Annotated in this window: 17 protein-coding genes and 1 riboswitch; of the genes, 10 read left to right on the forward strand and 7 right to left on the reverse strand. The window is 62.8% G+C overall.

Annotated features, from left to right (window positions below):
• Positions 1–12: 12 nt before the first annotated feature.
• Entirely contained in the window at positions 13–222 is a 210-nt protein-coding gene (locus FNZ07_RS25740) for a CbtB domain-containing protein (RefSeq protein ID WP_091014446.1), read from the reverse strand.
• Positions 223–270: 48 nt separating this feature from the next.
• Positions 271–413: riboswitch (cobalamin riboswitch) on the reverse strand.
• Between the two features lie 14 nt (positions 414–427).
• Between FNZ07_RS25740 and FNZ07_RS25745 the strand changes: the two genes are divergently transcribed.
• Complete coding sequence (locus FNZ07_RS25745) at positions 428–988, forward strand: histidine phosphatase family protein (protein WP_091014448.1); 561 nt, start codon at positions 428–430, stop codon at positions 986–988.
• Positions 989–1,258: 270 nt separating this feature from the next.
• Positions 1,259–3,172 (forward strand): SMP-30/gluconolactonase/LRE family protein, encoded by a 1,914-nt coding sequence (locus FNZ07_RS25750; RefSeq protein ID WP_091014450.1) that lies wholly within the window; start codon positions 1,259–1,261, stop codon positions 3,170–3,172.
• 28 nt (positions 3,173–3,200) lie between these two features.
• Here the strand turns inward: FNZ07_RS25750 and FNZ07_RS25755 are convergent, their stop codons facing one another.
• Positions 3,201–4,037: a response regulator transcription factor gene (locus FNZ07_RS25755; RefSeq protein ID WP_091014452.1), complete on the reverse strand. Its 837-nt coding sequence runs from the start codon at positions 4,035–4,037 to the stop codon at positions 3,201–3,203.
• A gap of 127 nt (positions 4,038–4,164) precedes the next feature.
• Here FNZ07_RS25755 and FNZ07_RS25760 point away from each other — a divergent pair, with 127 nt between their 5' ends.
• Both FNZ07_RS25760 and FNZ07_RS25765 read left to right on the forward strand, forming a co-directional pair.
• Positions 4,165–5,007 (forward strand): carbon-nitrogen hydrolase family protein, encoded by an 843-nt coding sequence (locus FNZ07_RS25760; protein WP_091014454.1) that lies wholly within the window; start codon positions 4,165–4,167, stop codon positions 5,005–5,007.
• 205 nt (positions 5,008–5,212) lie between these two features.
• On the forward strand, positions 5,213–6,547 hold the full coding sequence (locus tag FNZ07_RS25765; RefSeq protein ID WP_091014456.1) for an APC family permease: 1,335 nt from the start codon (positions 5,213–5,215) through the stop codon (positions 6,545–6,547).
• A 27-nt stretch (positions 6,548–6,574) separates the two neighbouring features.
• Here the strand turns inward: FNZ07_RS25765 and FNZ07_RS25770 are convergent, their stop codons facing one another.
• Positions 6,575–7,810, reverse strand: coding sequence for an NADH:flavin oxidoreductase/NADH oxidase family protein (locus FNZ07_RS25770; RefSeq protein ID WP_177228298.1), 1,236 nt, complete (start codon positions 7,808–7,810; stop codon positions 6,575–6,577).
• Positions 7,811–7,878: 68 nt separating this feature from the next.
• On the opposite strand from FNZ07_RS25770, the gene FNZ07_RS25775 reads away from it, so the two are divergent.
• Entirely contained in the window at positions 7,879–8,361 is a 483-nt protein-coding gene (locus FNZ07_RS25775) for a MerR family transcriptional regulator (protein WP_091014460.1), read from the forward strand.
• Between the two features lie 21 nt (positions 8,362–8,382).
• Here FNZ07_RS25775 and FNZ07_RS25780 read toward each other — a convergent pair whose 3' ends face one another.
• The 4 genes from FNZ07_RS25780 to FNZ07_RS25795 all read right to left on the reverse strand — a co-directional run bounded on the left by FNZ07_RS25780 (position 8,383) and on the right by FNZ07_RS25795 (position 12,169).
• A complete protein-coding gene (locus FNZ07_RS25780) occupies positions 8,383–9,864 on the reverse strand; it encodes a CHASE2 domain-containing protein (RefSeq protein ID WP_091014463.1) in 1,482 nt (493 codons plus the stop codon).
• 54 nt (positions 9,865–9,918) lie between these two features.
• Positions 9,919–10,527: an OmpA family protein gene (locus tag FNZ07_RS25785; RefSeq protein WP_245811547.1), complete on the reverse strand. Its 609-nt coding sequence runs from the start codon at positions 10,525–10,527 to the stop codon at positions 9,919–9,921.
• Between the two features lie 2 nt (positions 10,528–10,529).
• Positions 10,530–10,943 (reverse strand): FecR family protein, encoded by a 414-nt coding sequence (locus FNZ07_RS25790; RefSeq protein WP_245811525.1) that lies wholly within the window; start codon positions 10,941–10,943, stop codon positions 10,530–10,532.
• Between the two features lie 332 nt (positions 10,944–11,275).
• On the reverse strand, positions 11,276–12,169 hold the full coding sequence (locus FNZ07_RS25795) for a LysR family transcriptional regulator (RefSeq protein WP_091014472.1): 894 nt from the start codon (positions 12,167–12,169) through the stop codon (positions 11,276–11,278).
• Between the two features lie 104 nt (positions 12,170–12,273).
• Here FNZ07_RS25795 and FNZ07_RS25800 point away from each other — a divergent pair, with 104 nt between their 5' ends.
• From FNZ07_RS25800 to FNZ07_RS25820, 5 genes are all read left to right on the forward strand, one after another.
• Positions 12,274–13,056, forward strand: coding sequence for an HpcH/HpaI aldolase family protein (locus FNZ07_RS25800; RefSeq protein WP_091014475.1), 783 nt, complete (start codon positions 12,274–12,276; stop codon positions 13,054–13,056).
• 65 nt (positions 13,057–13,121) lie between these two features.
• Positions 13,122–14,000 (forward strand): amidohydrolase family protein, encoded by an 879-nt coding sequence (locus FNZ07_RS25805; RefSeq protein WP_170275838.1) that lies wholly within the window; start codon positions 13,122–13,124, stop codon positions 13,998–14,000.
• A 63-nt stretch (positions 14,001–14,063) separates the two neighbouring features.
• Positions 14,064–15,233: a DUF5624 domain-containing protein gene (locus FNZ07_RS25810; RefSeq protein ID WP_091014478.1), complete on the forward strand. Its 1,170-nt coding sequence runs from the start codon at positions 14,064–14,066 to the stop codon at positions 15,231–15,233.
• Between the two features lie 90 nt (positions 15,234–15,323).
• Positions 15,324–16,658 (forward strand): MFS transporter, encoded by a 1,335-nt coding sequence (locus FNZ07_RS25815; RefSeq protein WP_091014481.1) that lies wholly within the window; start codon positions 15,324–15,326, stop codon positions 16,656–16,658.
• Between the two features lie 4 nt (positions 16,659–16,662).
• On the forward strand, positions 16,663–17,784 hold the full coding sequence (locus FNZ07_RS25820; RefSeq protein WP_211367938.1) for a hypothetical protein: 1,122 nt from the start codon (positions 16,663–16,665) through the stop codon (positions 17,782–17,784).
• Positions 17,785–17,902: the final 118 nt, after the last annotated feature.

The raw sequence follows: 17,902 nt of genomic DNA on the forward strand, positions 1-17,902 counted from the left end.
GTCGACTCCCGGTTAGTGGCAAGGAAAGCCGAGCAGATGGCGGCCGTCGTGCACGAACTCGTGCACGTACATGCCGGGGATCAACGACGTCGCGCCCTCTTCGGCGCCGACGAAGTAGATCGCCAGTAACAGCAGCAGGCCGCCGAAGATAATCCACGGCAGCAATTCACGCAGAGGGATCGGCACCGGCTGGACAGCCGGTTTGAAAACAGCATCGGTCATGACGGACTTCTCCTGGGGTTACGCGCCCCGATAGTCGTGGTGGTCGTGAGAAAAAGATGACGCGAAGCGAGGGTCTGGCTTCCGGTTCTTCATTGAACCGATTACAGTGGCGCGACCGCACCGGACTTGCACCGGCTTCCTTGCTTCAGCGGCGTTATTCTACGCGCTAAACTTCGCGGCACATGCTTCATGGGAGATCAGCGCAATGCACACGCGGTTATGGCTAGTGAGTCATGCAGCGACCGCCGCGATGCGCAGCGGCCGCTTCCCCGCCGACGATCCACTCGATGCGCGCGGTCAAGACGACGCGCATGCGTATCGCACACAACTCGATGTGCCTCGCGATGCGCTCGTGTTCAGCAGCCCTGCCCCATGTGCTCGCGAAACGGCCGCAGCGTTGAATCTCACCGCCGACATCGCACCTGCGCTTGCCGACATGAGTTACGGTCGCTGGCATGGCCAGCGCGTCGCGGACATCGCAACAGACGAGCTGCCGATGCTCTCCGCCTGGAGTACCGATCCCCATGCCGCGCCGCCCGATGGAGAATCGTTCGCCACGGTATCGACGCGGGTTGCGCAGTGGCTCGAACAACTTGCCGATGTGCCTGCCGTCGTCGCGGTCACGCATGCTGTCGTGATACGCGCCGCGCTACTGCATGCGCTACGTGCACCGCTCACTGCTTACACGCGAATCGAAATCGGCCCGCTCTCGCGCATCGAATTGCAACGTTCGACGCGCGGCTGGGTCTGGTGGCCCGCTGCATAGATAGTGGGATCGATCTGCGCGTCGCTCATCTCCTGCATGCGCTCCGCATAAGGCTCGACTTTCATTTGCATGTCCGTTGCGCACGCACATGGTGCGCAGCTCTTCATCGCACTCGCACAATCTAACGCGCGTGTAAGGCTTGCGAACATCGTCGCATGCAACACGCGTCGATATTCTCGTGCAATTGTCATCGCAACATCACCCATGTTCGCGATTCGCGAACTATATTGGGAGGTCAGGGAAAAACAATACTGCTGAGAGGATTCACCGATGATCAAGCATCGCATCTATTCCGCGTTTCTTTCCGCCGTGCTGATCGCTGCGATCGCGCCGGTATGTCAGGCGCAGCAGTACACCACCGACTGGATCGCCAACACCTTCGGCACCGACGCCACGCATGTGGGCAGTACCGCGCGCTCGATGTGGGTCGCGCCCGAAGGCGTCATCTACACGGCGTCGTTCTGGGATGAAAACGAAGGTGGTGTTGCGCTCTATCAGAGCGGCAAGAGCATCGGCTCGTTTGGCCTGCACAACGAGTTCCAGGGCAGCGCCATTACCGGCAACGCCACATCGATCTTCGCCGCCTTGCAATTCAACAACGTGTACGGCAGCGGCGCAGTGGGACGCTACAACCGCACCACGCAAACGCGCGATGTACTCATCAACGTCAGTGCGGACACAACCGAAACCCATGCCGATGTCGTGACCGGGCTCGCCACCTCGGGCTCGGTGCTGTATGCGAGCGACCTGCCTGGCAATCGGGTCCGCGTCTACACCACAGACGGTGTCTGGCAGCAGGACATCAACGTGACGTCGCCAGGTGCGCTCGCCATCGACAGCTCCGGCAATCTCTGGGTCGCCCAGAAGAGCGCAGGCACAATCGCCGAATTCAGTTCCACCGGCACGGCGATGAACACCATCCAGATGCCCACTGGTGCGAAACCTTCGGCGCTGTTCTTCGACACGACGAAACAACTGCTCGTTGTCGGCGACGAAGGGCCGGACATGAACATCAAGGTCTACAACACCTGGCTCATTCCATTTCAGGTCGGTACGTTTGGGATCAAAGGCGGATATCTCGACAACACGACGGGTATCAAAGGCCAGGTCGGCGACAAGCGCTTCACGCGCGTCACCGGTATCGGCAAGGACTCCGCCGGCAACTTCTATGTGCTGAACAATCCATGGGGCGGCGGCTGGGATCTCGGCCGCGACGGCGGCACCGATATTCACGCCTACAACAAAGGCGTCCTGCAATGGACACTGCAGTCGCTGAACTTCGAGGGCGTCGGCGCACCCGATCCGGGTACGGACGGGGCGTACTTCTATAGCGGCACTAACATCTACACGGGCACCGCCGGAGGAACCTTCGTTGCGAACACCGTCGATCCGATCGACTATCCATCCGATCCGCGCCTCAACATCAACGATACGCAGCGCGACGAGCACTTCGGGCAGATTGTCTCGGTAGGCGGCAACCGCATTCTGGTTGCGTCAGGACAGAACCCGGCGATCTTCTACCTGTTCCACTTCAACGCTGCGAACGGCTATGTCGCGATACCGGATGCGTCGATTCCGGGTACGGCGTTCAATACGACGGCACCGATCACGGGTGGATTTTCTATCGATAGCAAGGGAGACATCTGGGCCGGTCTCGACCGGACGAACCACATCTATCACTATCCATTGATTGGCTTCGATGCTACCGGCAAGCCATCGTGGGGACCGGGCATCGCGCTCTACATTCCGCTTAGCGTCAGACCGATGACGCGCATCATCTACCTCGCGGAGAGCGACACGATGATCCTCGCGCAAGGCATTATCGGCAGCATCGACTGGACGTCGATCGGCACGCGGATCGAGGTGTATCACGGCTGGGCCGCGGGCAACATGACCAAGCCTAACCCTGTGCTCACCGTCGCCAATCCGAAGTCGATTACGGCGGCCGGCAACTATCTGTTCGCCGGATACGTGCACACCGTGCCTAACATCGACGTGTTCAATCTCACCACCGGCAACCTCGACACAACGTTGATCAATGCGAGCCCGAGCACCGTGAGTGTCGGTAACGACGTCGATTCGATGTATGGGCTCAGAGCGTATCTGCAGTCGACCGGGCAGTACGTGATCACCAAAGATAACTACAACGACTCAAGCATCATCGTGCATCGCTGGACGCCGTAACGCTGTAACGCCGTAAGCGGCGACACCGCTACGCCGGGATATCGCTCTCGCGATGTCCCGGCTCGTAGAACATCGCGAACAGTTCCGACTGCGAGCCGATGCCGAGCTTCGCGTAGATGTGTTTCTTGTGCGCGCGCACGGTCTCGAACGAGATCGCGAGTTTCTCCGCAATCGCGCGCGTTGAAAACCCGCTCAACGACAACATCGCCACTTCGATCTCGCGCGCGGTCAGCACACCGCGGCCGTTCCTGCCGGACAATGCGCCGATGCGCGCGGGTAGATCGGTGGCATCGGCGGCGTCGGCTTCGGTCACAAGCACAGTCTCGCCGGCCGGACCAAAATTCTCATAGCGCAGCCGCTGCTGCATGAGCGCAAGCACCCACGGCGCGAACAGCGTGAGCAACGCAATTTCGCGCTCGTGATAACGACGCCTGCTGCCGAGCGAAAACGCCATCGTGTGATCGGCGTCGATCACGACATTGAAATGCACTTCGTCGCCGACGACGTTCTTGCAAAAATACCGCTGGTAGTACTCGGTCATGCGGAAGTTGTCGGGCGCCACGTCAGCGAGCGTGAAGAAGCCCGACGCGCGCGTTTCGAGCGCGGCGAGATAGAACGGATCGAGTTGATAGAGCGCCGCGAGATAGTCCTGAAACATCAGGTCGGGCTTGCCGTCCGGCAACGCCTGCTCGGCGCACACAAACGGCGGAGCCGCGCGCGTGAAGCGCAGCGCCACCCAGCTGTCGAACTTGATGTGCCGCTCCAGCACGCGCGTGAGACGGGCCCAGAAATGCGGGCTGTCGAGAGCGTCGATGGCTGAGCCAATCTCCCGATGAAACGCGAGATCGCGCCATTCGAACTCCATATCTGCTCCGGTGAGGTAACCCACGTGGGTAATTTCCGGACAAAAATAACACACTGATAATGCGCCGGACGGAATCATGCGGCAGCGCTGCCCGGGCGACTGCAAGGTATCTGGAAGGAGACACACGATGCAGGTGGAACTCGCGCAACTCGCGCTCGTCGACAGCAACGTCGAACACAATACCCGTAAGGTAATCGAAACCATCGGTCGCGCCGACGTGGCAGGCGGCACGCAACTGATCGTCTTCCCCGAAACCTCGCTGTCGGGTTTTCCGACCCGCGAGAATGTCGGAGACGTCGCCCAGGCGGTCGACGGTCCCGCGCTCAGCGCCGTGCGCAATGCCGCACGCGAGGCCGGTGTCGCCGCCGCCGTAGGTTTCGCCGAACGCGACGGCAGCCGCTTCTACAACACGACCGTGCTGATCGACAAGAGCGGCGCGATCCTGCTGCGCTACCGCAAGGTGCACCTGTGGGCGTCCGATGTCGGCGTCTTCACGCCTGGCGACCGCTTCGAAGTCTGCCAGTGGAACGGCCTCACGGTCGGCCTGCAGATCTGCTACGACATCGAGTTTCCGGAAGGCGTGCGCGCACTCGCCACGCTCGACGCCGATCTGCTGATCGTCACCAACGGCAATATGGATCCGTTCGGCCCGGTGCATCGCCGCGCGATGACTGCGCGCGCGATGGAAAACCAGATGTTCGCCGTAATGGTGAACCGCTGCGGCGCGGGCGACGACAACCTGACCTTCCCCGGCGAATCGACGCTCTTCGAGCCGTCAGGGGACGTGGCCGCCGAAGCCGGTGCCGAAGAGACCGTGCTGCGTGCGCGCATCGATCTCACACGGCTCGAAACGAGCCGCGAGCATTACCGCTATCTGCACGATGCGCGCGTGCCGCTCGGTCTCACGCGCGTCGATCATGAAGACGGCTCGCGCTCGCTGGTGATCGAAGCACGTCGTCGTTACGACTGAGCGGCGAAGTTCTCAAGCGAATTTCTCAAGCGCTTTTAGTCATCGCTTTTCAGTCGTTGCCCTACCGCGTTTCAGCCTTTCTTTTACGCGTTTTGCGGACCGCGCTGTTTCAGGCGGCCCATTTCAGCCAACGCCATACCATGCCCGCGCAAAGCTCACGCTCCGGACGCGGTCGTTCAAGCCTGCACAGGGCCTCGGAGACATCATGCAAGACACGGAAGCTCAACCGCATCTGAAACGCACGCTCGGGCTGCCGTCCGTGCTGCTGTTCGGCCTCGCCTATATGGCGCCGCTGATCGTGTACGGCACCTACGGTGTGCTCGCCAAGGCCAGCGACGACACCGCCGCCCTCGCCTATCTGCTCGCACTGATCGCGATCGCGTTCACCGCGCTTAGCTACGGCAAGCTCGCACGGCTCTATCCGGTGGCGGGTTCCGCGTACACCTATACGCGCAAGACCTTCAATGCGCATCTGGGCTTCATGATCGGCTGGGCGACGCTGCTCGATTATTTCTTCCTGCCGATGGTGATCTGGCTGATCGGCGCCGCGTATCTGAACGCCGCGTTTCCGACTGTGCCCTCGTGGATCTGGATCGTCGCGTTCATCGTGCTGACCAGTGCGCTGAATATCGTCGGCATCGAACTGGCGGCGCGTTTCAACATCGTGCTGATGGTCGTGCAACTTGCAATCGTCGCGCTGTTCGTCGCGCTGTGCTGGCACTACGCCGCCGCAGCGGCGGGCCCCGGCGGCATTGCGATGGCCGAGCCGTTCTTCAAGGCGCACGTGCCACTCTCGTCGACGATGGCAGGCGCGGCAATCGCGGCGTATTCGTACCTCGGCTTCGACGCGGTCTCGACCTTGACCGAAGAAACCATCGATCCGAAGAAGAACATGCCGCGTGCGATTCTGCTCATTGCATTGATCGGTGGCGCGATTTTCGTGGTCGCGTCGTACACGATGCAGCTCGCGCATCCCGGCGTCGACTTCAAGGACACCGACTCGGCCGCGTTCGAAGTTGCGAAGACGATCGGTGGTGACCTGTTCGTGAGTGTGTTTCTTGCCGGGCTGATTCTCGCGCAGTTCGCCTCTGGGATTTCCGCGCAGGCAAGCGTCGGGCGTCTGCTGTATGCGATGGGCCGCGACGAAATCCTGCCGAAGCGCATCTTCGGCTTCATCCATCCGCGCTTCAAGACGCCGGCGATCAACATCGCGATTGCGGGCATCGTCGGGCTGATTGCGTTGAAGCTCGATGTCGCTACGTCGACGTCGTTCATCAATTTCGGCGCGTTCCTCGCGTTCACCGCCGTCAACGTGTGTGTGATCCGCATTTACCTGTCGGGCAATCACGGCGATCGACGCATGGGTGTGATTGGCGGGCTGCTGTTTCCGCTCATCGGCGCGATTGCCGATCTGTGGCTGCTCGTCAGCCTCGAGAAGACCGCACTCGTGCTTGGCGCGATCTGGTTTGCGCTCGGCCTCGTGTACCTGTGCTGGATCACGCGTCTGTTCCGTCAGCCGCCACCGGAAGTGGTGATCTGACGGACAGACTTCTTCTTCGACCCAGGTTCACGCGCGCGCCTGGCTCCAGCGCCGATAGCGACGCGTGAGCCGGCGCGTGCGCAACTGGTCGACCACCAGCGTAAATGCCGCCGAGTACGATTGCGGTGACAGCCGCCCCGCTCCGAGCGCCCGCAGGCGGCGCTTGACGAGCGCCATGCGGGCGAGCGCCGCCATCACCTGATCCTTCCAGCCGACCTGCTGGTTCACCGTGGTGTGATCGCCGCCTGCCTGCCAGCGCGCTGGCAGATCGGGCGCCAGCGCCAACGCGGTCGCTATGCCCGCGACGGCCACGCCGTTCGCAATCACGTCTTCGGCAACTGCGCGCCGACGGATGCCGCCGGTCGTCATCACCGGCATCTTGGCCGCGGCCGCCAGTTCCTTCGCGAACGTGAGGAAGTACGCTTCGCGCGCGAGCGTGCGGCCGTCTGCGGTACGTCCCTGCATCGCGGGGCTTTCATAGCTGCCACCCGACAACTCGACTAGATCGACCTGCATTTCGTTCAGCCACAGGATGACCTGCTTCGCGTCGTCCTCGGAAAAACCGCCGCGCTGGAAATCGGCGGAATTCAGCTTCACGCTCACGCAGAATGTGGGCGACACGCGCTCGCGCACCGCCCGCACGACTTCCAGCAACAGACGCGCGCGATTGGCGAGACTGCCACCCCACGCATCGGTGCGCTGGTTGGTGAGCGGCGACAGAAACTGCGAGATCAGATAGCCGTGGGCCGCGTGAATTTCGACGCCGGTGAAGCCTGCCCGTTCGGCCGCCACAGATGTCGCCGTGAAGCGCTCGATGATCTCCTGGATCTGCGCTTCGTTCATCGCCTGCGGTTGCGCGAAGCGCTTGCTGTACTTGCCGAGATCGAGCGCGACAGCCGACGGCGCCCATGCGGTTCCACCCATATCGGCGTTGACCTGACGGCCCGGATGATTGATCTGCATCCACACATGGCCGCCTTTGCGGCGCGCGACGCGCGCCCATTCCTCGAACGGCGCAAGCGGCGTGTTCGCTTCGAGCACGATGCCGCCGGGGCCGGTCAGCGCGCGCCCATCGATCATCACATTGCCCGTAATGATCAACCCGGAGCCGCCGTCGGCCCATGCGCCGTACAGCCGGTACAGCGCCGAGCCGGGAAGCTGCCCGGCAGCGGCCATGTTTTCCTCCATCGCGGCCTTGGCAATGCGGTTGGGTAAGGTGGTCCCGTTCGGTAAACGGAGCGGCGTAAACAAAGATGTAGTCATGTCAGCACACAAACAAAAGATGAGATGCCGCTATACTAAGATTCAAGTCAACTTGAAGGTCAAGTGCCATGAAAATCGGTGAACTGGCGGCAAAAACGGGGCTGGCAGCGTCCGCGATTCGCTATTACGAGCAAAGCGGGCTGCTGCCGGAGCCGGAGCGCGGCGCCAATGGTTATCGCGACTACGGGAATACGGCGCTCGAGCGCCTGCGGTTGATCCAGATCGCGCAGAGTCTGGGGTTTTCGCTTGAGCGGCTGCGTTGTGCGTTTGCCAATCAGCAGGATCTGTCGAAAGAGGATCTGCTGCACGGGGTCGACATGCGGCTCGGGGAGATCGGGGAGTTGATGGCTACGTTGCGTGCGCAGCGCGACGAATTGCGCAAACTGCGCAAAACGCTGACTGATACGTGGGAAGCGGGCAAGTGCGTCGACGCGGGCCAGCTTGCGGATGATGTGGCGGGAGGGCCGGCTAGTCTGCATGGCAAGAAGCCATCGAAGCAGCGCAAGCAACCAGCGCAGCGGCCTTTGCAACCGTTGGCCCATCGGCAGTAAATCTATTCGCAGGACGTCGCACTACTCCGCCGCGTTGCTGCCCGTGCGGACGTCATCCTCGGACGTGTGGGCCTCGGCGTCATCGGGCTGGTTTCGCGTCTCCTGAGCCAGCACCGAGGTAGAGAAAAAGCTGCCGATGACCGCGAAAAGGATGATGAAGGCCGACGTCGCATCGGCCAGCAGGTTGAAATACTTGAACAACACCATGCAGACGGAAAGTATCAGCAGGTTGAGCGACAGGCCGAGAAGCGCAGACGCCTTCGGCACCGTGTTGATGAATACCGCGATCCGCGAGTCGGAGTGCGGCACGTACCAGACGAACAGCAGGCCAAACGCGACGATAAAGCCGATTTCCGCCCATTGAAGCCAGATTGGCCTGCGCAGGAGCCGGCCTTCGTAGATCGTTTCGATACCCTGCGCCTGGATTTCGATGCCGGGCACCAGCTCGCCCAGCGCTGTGGTGCGCGTGTCGGTCAGGCCAGTGCCTGTCAGCCCGACCAGCACCAGCTTGTTGCGAAAGCGCGTCGCACTGATCCTGCCTTGCAGGACATCGCTTGCCGACACATAGCGTTGCTGCGTCGCCTGGATCGACGCGAAATATAGCCAGATGTCGCCGTCGGGCTGCGTGGGAACCCGCAGGTCCCCGGCACCCACCGCCTGCACGCCTGACTCGTCCGCGTACACGTCCACCGCGGGAGCGCCGATAGCGACCCGCAGCATCTCGATCGGCAGGCCGGGAACCATCTTGTCACCGAGACCCATGATGAGCGGAACCCGCCGCACTGTGCCCTGTTCCTGGGCCACGTTCAGCATCGCCTGGCCATGCGCCGCGCCCTGCAGCTCTGAAAGGCTCGCCAGCACGTACTGAAAGCGCTGCATCTTGCCCAGCGGGTCCGGGCCATGCACGAGGATCGGCGTGCTCAGCAGGTCCGTACTGGTCGTGGATGTGGCGTGATCGAAAGCAGCCGCGCCGAGTACGGACGGCGCCGCGCGCAACGACGTGGCAAGAATGCGCTCGTGACTCGGTAGTGTCCGCAACTGGGTCGCAATGTCCGCCGCCGAGGGCGGCAGATTGTCGGCCACCGTGGCCGGTGAGGTTTGATCGAGTTCCGGCATGTAGATGTCGAGACCGATCGCCAGCGGTTTCTGTGCGGCGATCGCGTCGACGAGGGTAGCCAGCCGGTTGCGCGGCCACGGCCATTGACCGACGGCTTCCAGCGTCTTGTCGTCGATTTCGACAACGATTACCGGCTGCGTCGTCGGCACGCGCGGAAAACGGCGCTGGTAGTGGTCGAACAGCAGTTGCCGCGCCGAACCGAAGGCGTCCGGAAGCACGCCGTTGAACGTATTGAGAAAGGCCGGACGCGACACATTGGTCGGCCACTCGCCGCATAGATCGAGCAGGACCAGGGTGAACAGCACGACGAGCGCCCAGGGCCGCCCTTTACGCGCTCTGAGCATGCTTCTAATGAAGATGAGCCCGGTGTTGAGATAGCGCTTCATGTCGACGGCGGAAAAGAGGCGACGATCACGCGAGGCGGTGCGCCATGGTCCGGTTCACTGAATCGTGATCACGACACGGCGGTTCATCTGGCTCGGCACGCCGTCTGCCGTGTGCACGATCGGCTCGCGCTTGCCGCGTCCGGCGGTTTCGATTTGCTGCGCGGGTATGCCGGCCTTGGTGAGGAATGCGGCGACAGTCTGGGCGCGGCGTATCGAGAGCCTGTCGTTGAATTCGACGGAACCTGGTGAATCGGTATGACCGACCACCGTGAGATGGGGAGCGGGCCACGTTGCCAGCGCAGTCTTCAGCTTCGTGACAGTGGCCGCCGAATCCGGGGCCATCTGGGTAGCGGAGTCGAACAGAAAGTTGATGGTGAACGTCATGGGACGCGGGGGGCGTGCGGCCAGCAGATCGCCATAGCGCCCCTGCACGTCGGACGGGTTCCCCTCGGTCACTTCGATCGCGCCGTTCCTCGCAACACTGGCCTGCGCATAGGCGGTGTCGATCACCTGCGTTGTGTTAACGCTCTTGACGACGACGGCGCCGACGCTCCCGCCCGGATCCGGCAACAAGGTGATCTTGTCCGGCGTCGAGCTGCACGCGCAAAGGCAGGTTGTGACGATTAACGCCGCCGGTCTCAACCGGTCGCTCTGGATGGACACTTTCAACGCCCGCTCCCGCTTTCGCCGCCGACTTCGATAATGAATTCGGTGCCGCGCACGCCGAGCGTGGTGGTCGGCGTGCTGTAGCGCACCGATTCCGGATTCGCCTTTGCGAGCTCGCCATCCACGACGGCGAGCGAGCCGCGCCGGATGGTGGCGTCGAGCGTCCCCTGGTAGGTGGTGGTGTTGAAGGCGAACTTGTTGAGTTCGAGTACGGAGTTGGAGCCTTCGGATAACAGCGTGTTGTCGCGCAACGTGATGCCAACGGAGGAAGCGGGACCCGTCACGACGCGGTCGCTGCCGAACACATCGCTGCCGATCGCAGCATCCAGGTTCTGCCCGGTGCGCTCGATATGTACCGCCCCTTTGACGGTCTTGACCGTGCCAATCGATTCGGCGGCGTAAGTGTTCGCCACAAGCGGGCACCCGCACACGAGAAGCAAGACACATTTGATGGCTTGGCTATGCATGGGCGACCACCGTAGTGATGAGTTACTCGTCAGTTCCGCCGTGCCGCGTTGCAGCCCGGCCCTTGAAACGTGCGTCGCGAGAGGGCTCTTCTCAGAGTGCCTAAGGCGAGGTTGTGTTGAATGACGTTGTCGAAAGCCGGTGCATAAGCGCAGGCAGCAACCCGAAACCTGTAACAGAATAGTATTTGACTGAATAGAACGCCAGCACAAGCATTTCGGCAGACCTGGCGCTTTTTTACCATCGCCCGTTCTATCAATGGCCGCAGATCGATACCGGCCTACTGCACTGTTTGTGCCAGTTCCGCAAACTGCACCGCCCGCGAATTCGCATCCCCCCGCCGATGCGCGATATACAGCGTAGCGGTCGTATCGCTATCGCTCAGTTCGCGAAACACAACACCGGGCACCGAGATCGCGCGTAGCGACGCCGGCACGAGCGCCACACCGAGCCCCGTCGCAGTCAAACCAATCAATGTCGACGCCTGTTGCGCCTCCTGCACGATATCGGGCGTGAAACCGCGCTTCTCGCACAGCGCAAGCGTCTGCGAAAACAGCGCGACACCGGCCTGGCGTGGGTACGCAATAAACGGCTCGCCGCGCAGATCGGCGATGCACACCGTGCGTTTCTTCGCCAGCCGATGACCCGCATGCACCGCGAGCAGCAACGGTTCTTCGAGCAGCGGCGCAAGCACGAGATCCTGCGCGGGCGCCGGCATTTCCGGCGGCAACCGCAACAACCCAACATCGAGCTCACGCGTATCGAGCGCTTCGATCTGCTGTAACGACGACAGCTCGCGCAGCACGATCTGCACACCGGGGCGACTCGTCCGGTACGCGTGAATCAGCCGCGGGAAAAACGGCGACAGCGACGACGCATTCGTAAACCCCACCCGCAACCGACCCACCTGGCCGCTCACCGTCTGCCAGACATTTTCTTTCGCCATCTCGAGGCGCGCGAGCACGCCGCGCACATCGTCGAACAGCGAGAGCCCCGCTTCGGTCAGCGAAACCGTACGACGCGTGCGATGAAACAGCCGCGCGCCGAGTTCGGTCTCCAGCGACTGGATCGCGAGACTCAGCGGCGCCTGGGTAATGCCGAGCCGTTCGGCGCTGCGCCTGAAATGCAGTTCTTCGGCAAGAACCGCGAAATACTCGAGATGCCGGAGATTCATTGATTTTTTCTCCAAATCAATAAACTGGTTTTAGAGAATAAATCAAATCTGTTTTCAGGGCGATACTGGTTCGCACCGATAACACGAAACACGATGGAGACACGATGAACGGCATCGAACTGACCGAACGGCTGCGCGCGGGCGAACCGGTCTATGCACTCGGCATTCGTGCCTCGCGCACGACCGACGTGATTCGCTGGGCCAAGGTCGCGGGCTATCACACGGTCTGGATCGACATGGAACACAGCACGCTGCCCGTCGACACCGTCGCGCAGATGTGCGGATGCGCGCTCGACATCGGTCTGTCGCCGTGGGTACGCGTGCCGGAACGCGATTACGGCACGATCAATCGCGTGCTCGACGGCGGCGCGCTCGGCATCATCGTGCCGCGCGTCGAAACGGCAACTCAGGCACTAGATGCAGTCACCGCGACGCGTTTCCCGCCGTTCGGTCAGCGCTCGCAACTCGCCACCCTTCCCTACGTCCACTTCGAAAAACTGCACGCTCGCGAACTGAACCAGCGCCTGAACGATGCCACCGCGGTCCAGGTGCTGATCGAAAGCCGCGCCGGTGTCGACGCCGCCGATGCGATCGCTGCAGTCCCCGGCGTCGACGTGATCGGCGTGGGCTGCAACGACCTCAGCGCCGATCTCGGTCATGCAGGCGAATCGACGCATCCCGAGGTGGTCGACGCGTGCCGTCGCGTGATCGCCGCCGCGCATCGGCACGGCAAGGTCGCGCTGGTCGGCGGCATGCCCGATGGCGAAGCGCTCACCACACTGCGCCGCGAAGGCGCGGTGCGCTACATCTTCGCCGGCATCGACACCGATCTGTTTCTCGGCGCGTTGCGGCAGCGCATCGACAGCAGCCGCGCCGCGCTTTCCTGATACAGCACACACGACTACATCGTTCTTCAATCGAACCAATCGATCTACCTATTTATCGACCCGTCATGGCAGAAACCCCGCTGATCTCCACACCGATGCGCGACCCCGCTACGCTGTCGCGCCCCGCCTTCGCAATGCCCGTTCACGCATGCGATGCGCACATGCACGTCTTCGGACCGCTCGACCAGTATCCATGCGTTGCGCATCCGCATTACACGTTGCCCGACGGCGCGCTCGCGCATTACCTGAAGCTGATGGACGTACTCGCCCTTGAGCGCTTCGTGATCGTGCAACCGAGCTTCTACGGCACCGACAACCGCTGTCTGCTCGACACGCTGCAGGTTGCCGGCCCAGGCGCACGCGGTGTCGTGATGATCGAAGAAGACACCGACGATGCCACGCTGGCCCGCTTTCACGAAGCCGGCGTGCGCGCCGTGCGTCTCGATCTGTTCGCGCGCTCGGGTCAACCCACCGCGGAAATCCAGCACTACATCTCGCGGATGGCGCAGCGCTGCGCGGGCCTCGGCTGGCATCTGCAGTTCTATGCGCCGGGATGGGTCGTGCGCAACCTGATTCCGTTTCTCGGCGATGTCGAAACCGACTTCGTCATCGATCACATGGGCTACATGCTCGAAGAAGACGGCCTCACGCCCGCCGACTTCGAACGCCTGCTCGCGTTGCTGAAAACCGGCAGTTGCTGGCTAAAACTGAGCGCGCCATATCGCATTGCGAAGCACCGCGGTTACGATGCGGTAGCGCCGATGGCGCGCGGCATTATCGAGGCTGCACCGCACAAGGTGATCTGGGGTTCCGACTGGCCGCACATTCCCGATTCGACGCGCGACAGCGGCGAGTTGCTGAACCTGCTCGGCGCATGGACCTCCGATCCGGCCGTACACAAGATGATCCTCGCCGACAATCCGGCGCGGCTGTTCGATTACTGAGCGGCTACTGAGCGACTACTGGGCAACACCTCTCCACTTACTCCAGGGATCGGGCAAACAGCGATGACCTATCAACCGAATGCGGCGTTTGCGGGCCTGTTCCGTGCATTCACGTCGGACCCGGCCAGCATCGGCAACCAGCTCACGCAGCAGATGAACGAGCGGGACGCCGACGCACCGCTGATCGTATCGACCGGTTCGGACATCGCGCTGTTTCCTGGCGCGGGTCGCGCGCCGCTAATCGAAAGCTTTCGCAAGTCGACGCGCGGTTTTATCGAGCTGACCGCGGTATCGCATCTGCCGCTCGCGCTCGCCTACCTCGCACGCATGCGCGAACTCGCTGAGCCCGCCACGCGCGACGCCGCCGACAGCAGCTGGCGTCAAGCCGCCGCGCAACTCGCCGTGCATGCGGCGCACGTGCGCGAAGCGAATTCGGTCGCGCTCTGGCGCGATGACATCGCGGTGCACAGTCTCGCAGGACAGGAAACGAAGCTCACCGCGCTGGTCGACTACACATGCGCCGTATCACTGGAAATGCTGGAGCGCGCGCAACACGAACCCGACCTGTTAACCTTCGACGCGCTGCGCGATCGCTACTTCGCGCCGCTCGACGAACACGCTCTGCCGGTGCCGATGAACGACGTGATGTTCGCGACCTTCGGGCTCGCGTTCGTCGACATCGTCTACCGGATCGGCAACTGGTTGCGCGCTCAATCACTCGACTGGAGCCGCACGATGGTGCTAGTCAGCGGTCGTTCCGGGCGGCCGACCGCGGGCGCCACGTGGGCGTCGAACAACATGTGTCATCTGATCTGGCGCGCATCGGGCCGCGCGCTGCCGCCCGAGCGGCTGTTCATCGCGCCGCACGCGCCGTCGTTTTCGGTGGCCGAGTTGCCGGACGCCGCCGGGCTTGCCGCGCTCGAACAGACCTATCGCACGCTGTGGCAGAACACGCGCGCGAGCATCGACGTGGCGCGCGAACTGTTCCCCGACAACGAGGGCTACCGGTTCGAGCCGAGCGCCGCCGAAGGCATGCCGCCCTTCGCCGCCCCCGACGACCGCCACGCGATAAGCGCGCGTCTGCGCCGCATCATGGAAGACCCGTCACAGCTGTTGTCGAACTGCGTCGCGGACCTGATCATCGACCAGTTGCACGACAACGGTAACCGGCCCGCCGACGTGACGATTCCCGGCTTCACGCACGTTCGCTATCCGGAGATTGCGCCGCACTGACGCACGCGATCGCACACGATCCCGCACATACCGGCGCGCAGGGCGACGCAGCCGGCCGACATAGAAAGCCCGCCACGGAGACGCATCACCATGACCCATTTCGACGCAGCATCGCTGAACCCGCGCAGCACAGCACCGGTCCTGCCGACCGCAACCGTCGTGCGGATCACGCTGATCTGCTTCGCGGTATCGATGATCGACGGATTCGACACGTTGATGCTGTCGTTCGTCGCCCCGCTGCTCGCGCATTCGCTGCACATCGATCACGCGGCGCTCGGCCGGGTGTTCGGTGCGGGCTTTGTCGGTACCGTGCTCGGTTCGTTGATTGCCGGTCCGCTCGCCGATCGTTTCGGACGTCGCCCGATGCTGTTGCTGGCGCTCGCTGTCACCGGTGTGTTTACGCTGGCGTGTGCGTTCGCCGGCTCGGCGACGTCGCTCGCGACGCTGCGTTTTCTCGGCGGGCTCGGGATGGGCGGCGCGATTCCGGCGGTCGCGGCCATCACTGCCGAGAGCAGTACGACACAGCGCCGCTCGTCGCTGGTCATCCTGATGTTTATCGGTTTTCCGCTTGGCGCTGTGGTGGGCGGTGCGATCACCGCTGCATTGATGATGCGTTTCGGCTGGCCCTTCGTGTTTCTGATGGGCGGCATTTGCGCGCTCGTCGCAATCGTGCCGGTGTTGCTGGTGATTCCGTCGACGAGCGCCGCACGCACCGAGGTCGTCGCGCCATCCACGCACCGTAGTCTCGCCGGTCGCGCATTCGGTTCGTTCGTCGGCGACCTGCTCGCGGACGGCCGACTCGCATCGACACTCGCGCTCTGGTTCGGTGTGCTGTCGAGCATGATCCTGTCGGGCTTTCTCGTCAGCTTCATGCCGACCATTCTCAATCTCAACGGCATCGCACCCGATCGCGCAGCACTTGGTGCAGTCATCCTGAACCTCGGTGCGATCGTCGGCGCGTTGCTCATTTCAGCGGTCGTCGGACGCATCGGACCGTTCGTGCCGGTGGCCATTTCGTTCGCGTGCGGCGCAGTGCTGGTGTTCGCGCTAGGCCGCGTGATCGGCACGGGCAACGCGGCGTTCGGCATGCTTTTCATCACTGGCGCATGCCTCGTCGGCGGCCAACTGACGATTCCCGCGATCGCGAGCCGGCTGTTTCCGACGCCCGTCCGCGCGGCAGGGATCGGCTGGACGATGGCGATCGGACGAATGGGATCGATCATCGGACCGCTGGTGGGCGGCATCCTGCTCGCACAGAAACTGCCGCTCGAACAGATCTTCGTCATCGCCGCGCTGCTCGCCGTGTGCGGCTCGCTCGGCATCGCACTCGTCGCCGCATGGCGGCCACGCGAGGACGTCGATGCGCGCGCGCCAACCTCTCCGTTCACCATCACCCACGCAGAGTCAGGCAATGGAAAGTCTTGAGTCAATGACAACGGCAACGGTATCGCCCGCAGTGACGATGGGCGGCCTGCTCACTCCCGTACAAACGCTCGCGACGAGCGGTGCGCGGGCCGTCGAAACCTTCATGATCGACGGCACACTGCACCTCGCGATACCGCAGCTCGCGTTAGACATTCCCGGCCAGCCAGCCGCGATGAACGGCGGCGACAGCGACACCGACGCGTTGCTCTATCGCTGGGAAGCCGGTCGCTTTGTCGAAGCCGCAACGCTGCCGCTGCCTGGCGGCGAAGATATCGAATTCTTCACGCTCGGTACTCGCCGTTTTCTTGCGACCTGTGGCGTGCGTTCCGGCCGCGGTCCGTATTCGCTCGATACCGAAGCCGTGCTGTACGAATACGACGGCACGCAGTGGCAGTCGTTTCAGCGCTTTGCCGTTTTCGCGGCGAAGCAGTGGCGCTTCTTCACACTCGGCGAGCGGCACTTCCTCGCGCTGGCGCAGGGTGTGACGCTCGAAGGTGTCGTGCCGCGCCATCCGCGCGAATCGTATCTGTTCGAGTGGGATGGCGAACGCTTCGTGCCATTCCAGAAGTTCGATGGACGCTGGGGTTACAACTGGGCCTTCGCTAGCATCGGTGCGCAGCATCTGCTTGCGTATGCGGACCATGTGGACGGTTCGCTGATCTATCGCTGGGCGGGCGAACGCTTCGAGCCGCTGCAACGCTTCGATCAGACGGGCGGTCGCGCGTTCTGCTTCTTCGAGGACGCGGGTACGCTGTGGATGGTCTACGCGAATCTGAGCGGCACAACCCGTCTGTACCGGTTCGACGGTACGCAGTTCGAGCCGGTGCAGACGCTCGGCGAAGCCGGCGGGCGCGAGCTGAAACTGATCGACGGCGTGCATGGCCGCTATCTCGTGCGTGTGTGTTTCATCACCGGCACGCCGCATGATCCGCATACCTCGCTGACTTCGCAGATTTATCGCTGGAACGGCAACGGCTTCGATCTGGCCGACACCTTTCCGACCACCGGCGGCACCGATGCCGCGAGCTTCGTCGCCGACGCTCAGCGCTATCTGCTCGTCAGCAACAGCCTGAGCGCGGACGTACGTTTCCGCGCGGATACCGTGCTGTACCGGTTCGACGGTTGACCCAAAGGCGCGCGCTTTAGCGCGCCCGTTTCACGCAGTTTCTCGACGCCCTCCCAAAGTCCCTCGCCGAAGGGACAGGGCGTTGCTTTGCCCGAAAAAAGCTAAACCAATGGAGACG

Source organism: Paraburkholderia megapolitana (assembly GCF_007556815.1).
Taxonomy (GTDB): Bacteria; Pseudomonadota; Gammaproteobacteria; order Burkholderiales; family Burkholderiaceae; genus Paraburkholderia; species Paraburkholderia megapolitana.

Coding starts and splice junctions, on each gene's coding strand:
- FNZ07_RS25765 (WP_091014456.1), top strand. CDS start 5,213: ATGCAAGACACGGAAGCTCAACCGCATCTGAAACGCACGCTCGGGCTG.
- FNZ07_RS25815 (WP_091014481.1), top strand. CDS start 15,324: ATGACCCATTTCGACGCAGCATCGCTGAACCCGCGCAGCACAGCACCG.
- FNZ07_RS25820 (WP_211367938.1), top strand. CDS start 16,663: ATGACAACGGCAACGGTATCGCCCGCAGTGACGATGGGCGGCCTGCTC.
- FNZ07_RS25750 (WP_091014450.1), top strand. CDS start 1,259: ATGATCAAGCATCGCATCTATTCCGCGTTTCTTTCCGCCGTGCTGATC.
- FNZ07_RS25805 (WP_170275838.1), top strand. CDS start 13,122: ATGGCAGAAACCCCGCTGATCTCCACACCGATGCGCGACCCCGCTACG.
- FNZ07_RS25795 (WP_091014472.1), bottom strand. CDS start 12,169: ATGAATCTCCGGCATCTCGAGTATTTCGCGGTTCTTGCCGAAGAACTG.
- FNZ07_RS25745 (WP_091014448.1), top strand. CDS start 428: ATGCACACGCGGTTATGGCTAGTGAGTCATGCAGCGACCGCCGCGATG.
- FNZ07_RS25775 (WP_091014460.1), top strand. CDS start 7,879: ATGAAAATCGGTGAACTGGCGGCAAAAACGGGGCTGGCAGCGTCCGCG.
- FNZ07_RS25755 (WP_091014452.1), bottom strand. CDS start 4,037: ATGGAGTTCGAATGGCGCGATCTCGCGTTTCATCGGGAGATTGGCTCA.
- FNZ07_RS25780 (WP_091014463.1), bottom strand. CDS start 9,864: ATGAAGCGCTATCTCAACACCGGGCTCATCTTCATTAGAAGCATGCTC.
- FNZ07_RS25800 (WP_091014475.1), top strand. CDS start 12,274: ATGAACGGCATCGAACTGACCGAACGGCTGCGCGCGGGCGAACCGGTC.
- FNZ07_RS25770 (WP_177228298.1), bottom strand. CDS start 7,810: ATGACTACATCTTTGTTTACGCCGCTCCGTTTACCGAACGGGACCACC.
- FNZ07_RS25740 (WP_091014446.1), bottom strand. CDS start 222: ATGACCGATGCTGTTTTCAAACCGGCTGTCCAGCCGGTGCCGATCCCT.
- FNZ07_RS25810 (WP_091014478.1), top strand. CDS start 14,064: ATGACCTATCAACCGAATGCGGCGTTTGCGGGCCTGTTCCGTGCATTC.
- FNZ07_RS25760 (WP_091014454.1), top strand. CDS start 4,165: ATGCAGGTGGAACTCGCGCAACTCGCGCTCGTCGACAGCAACGTCGAA.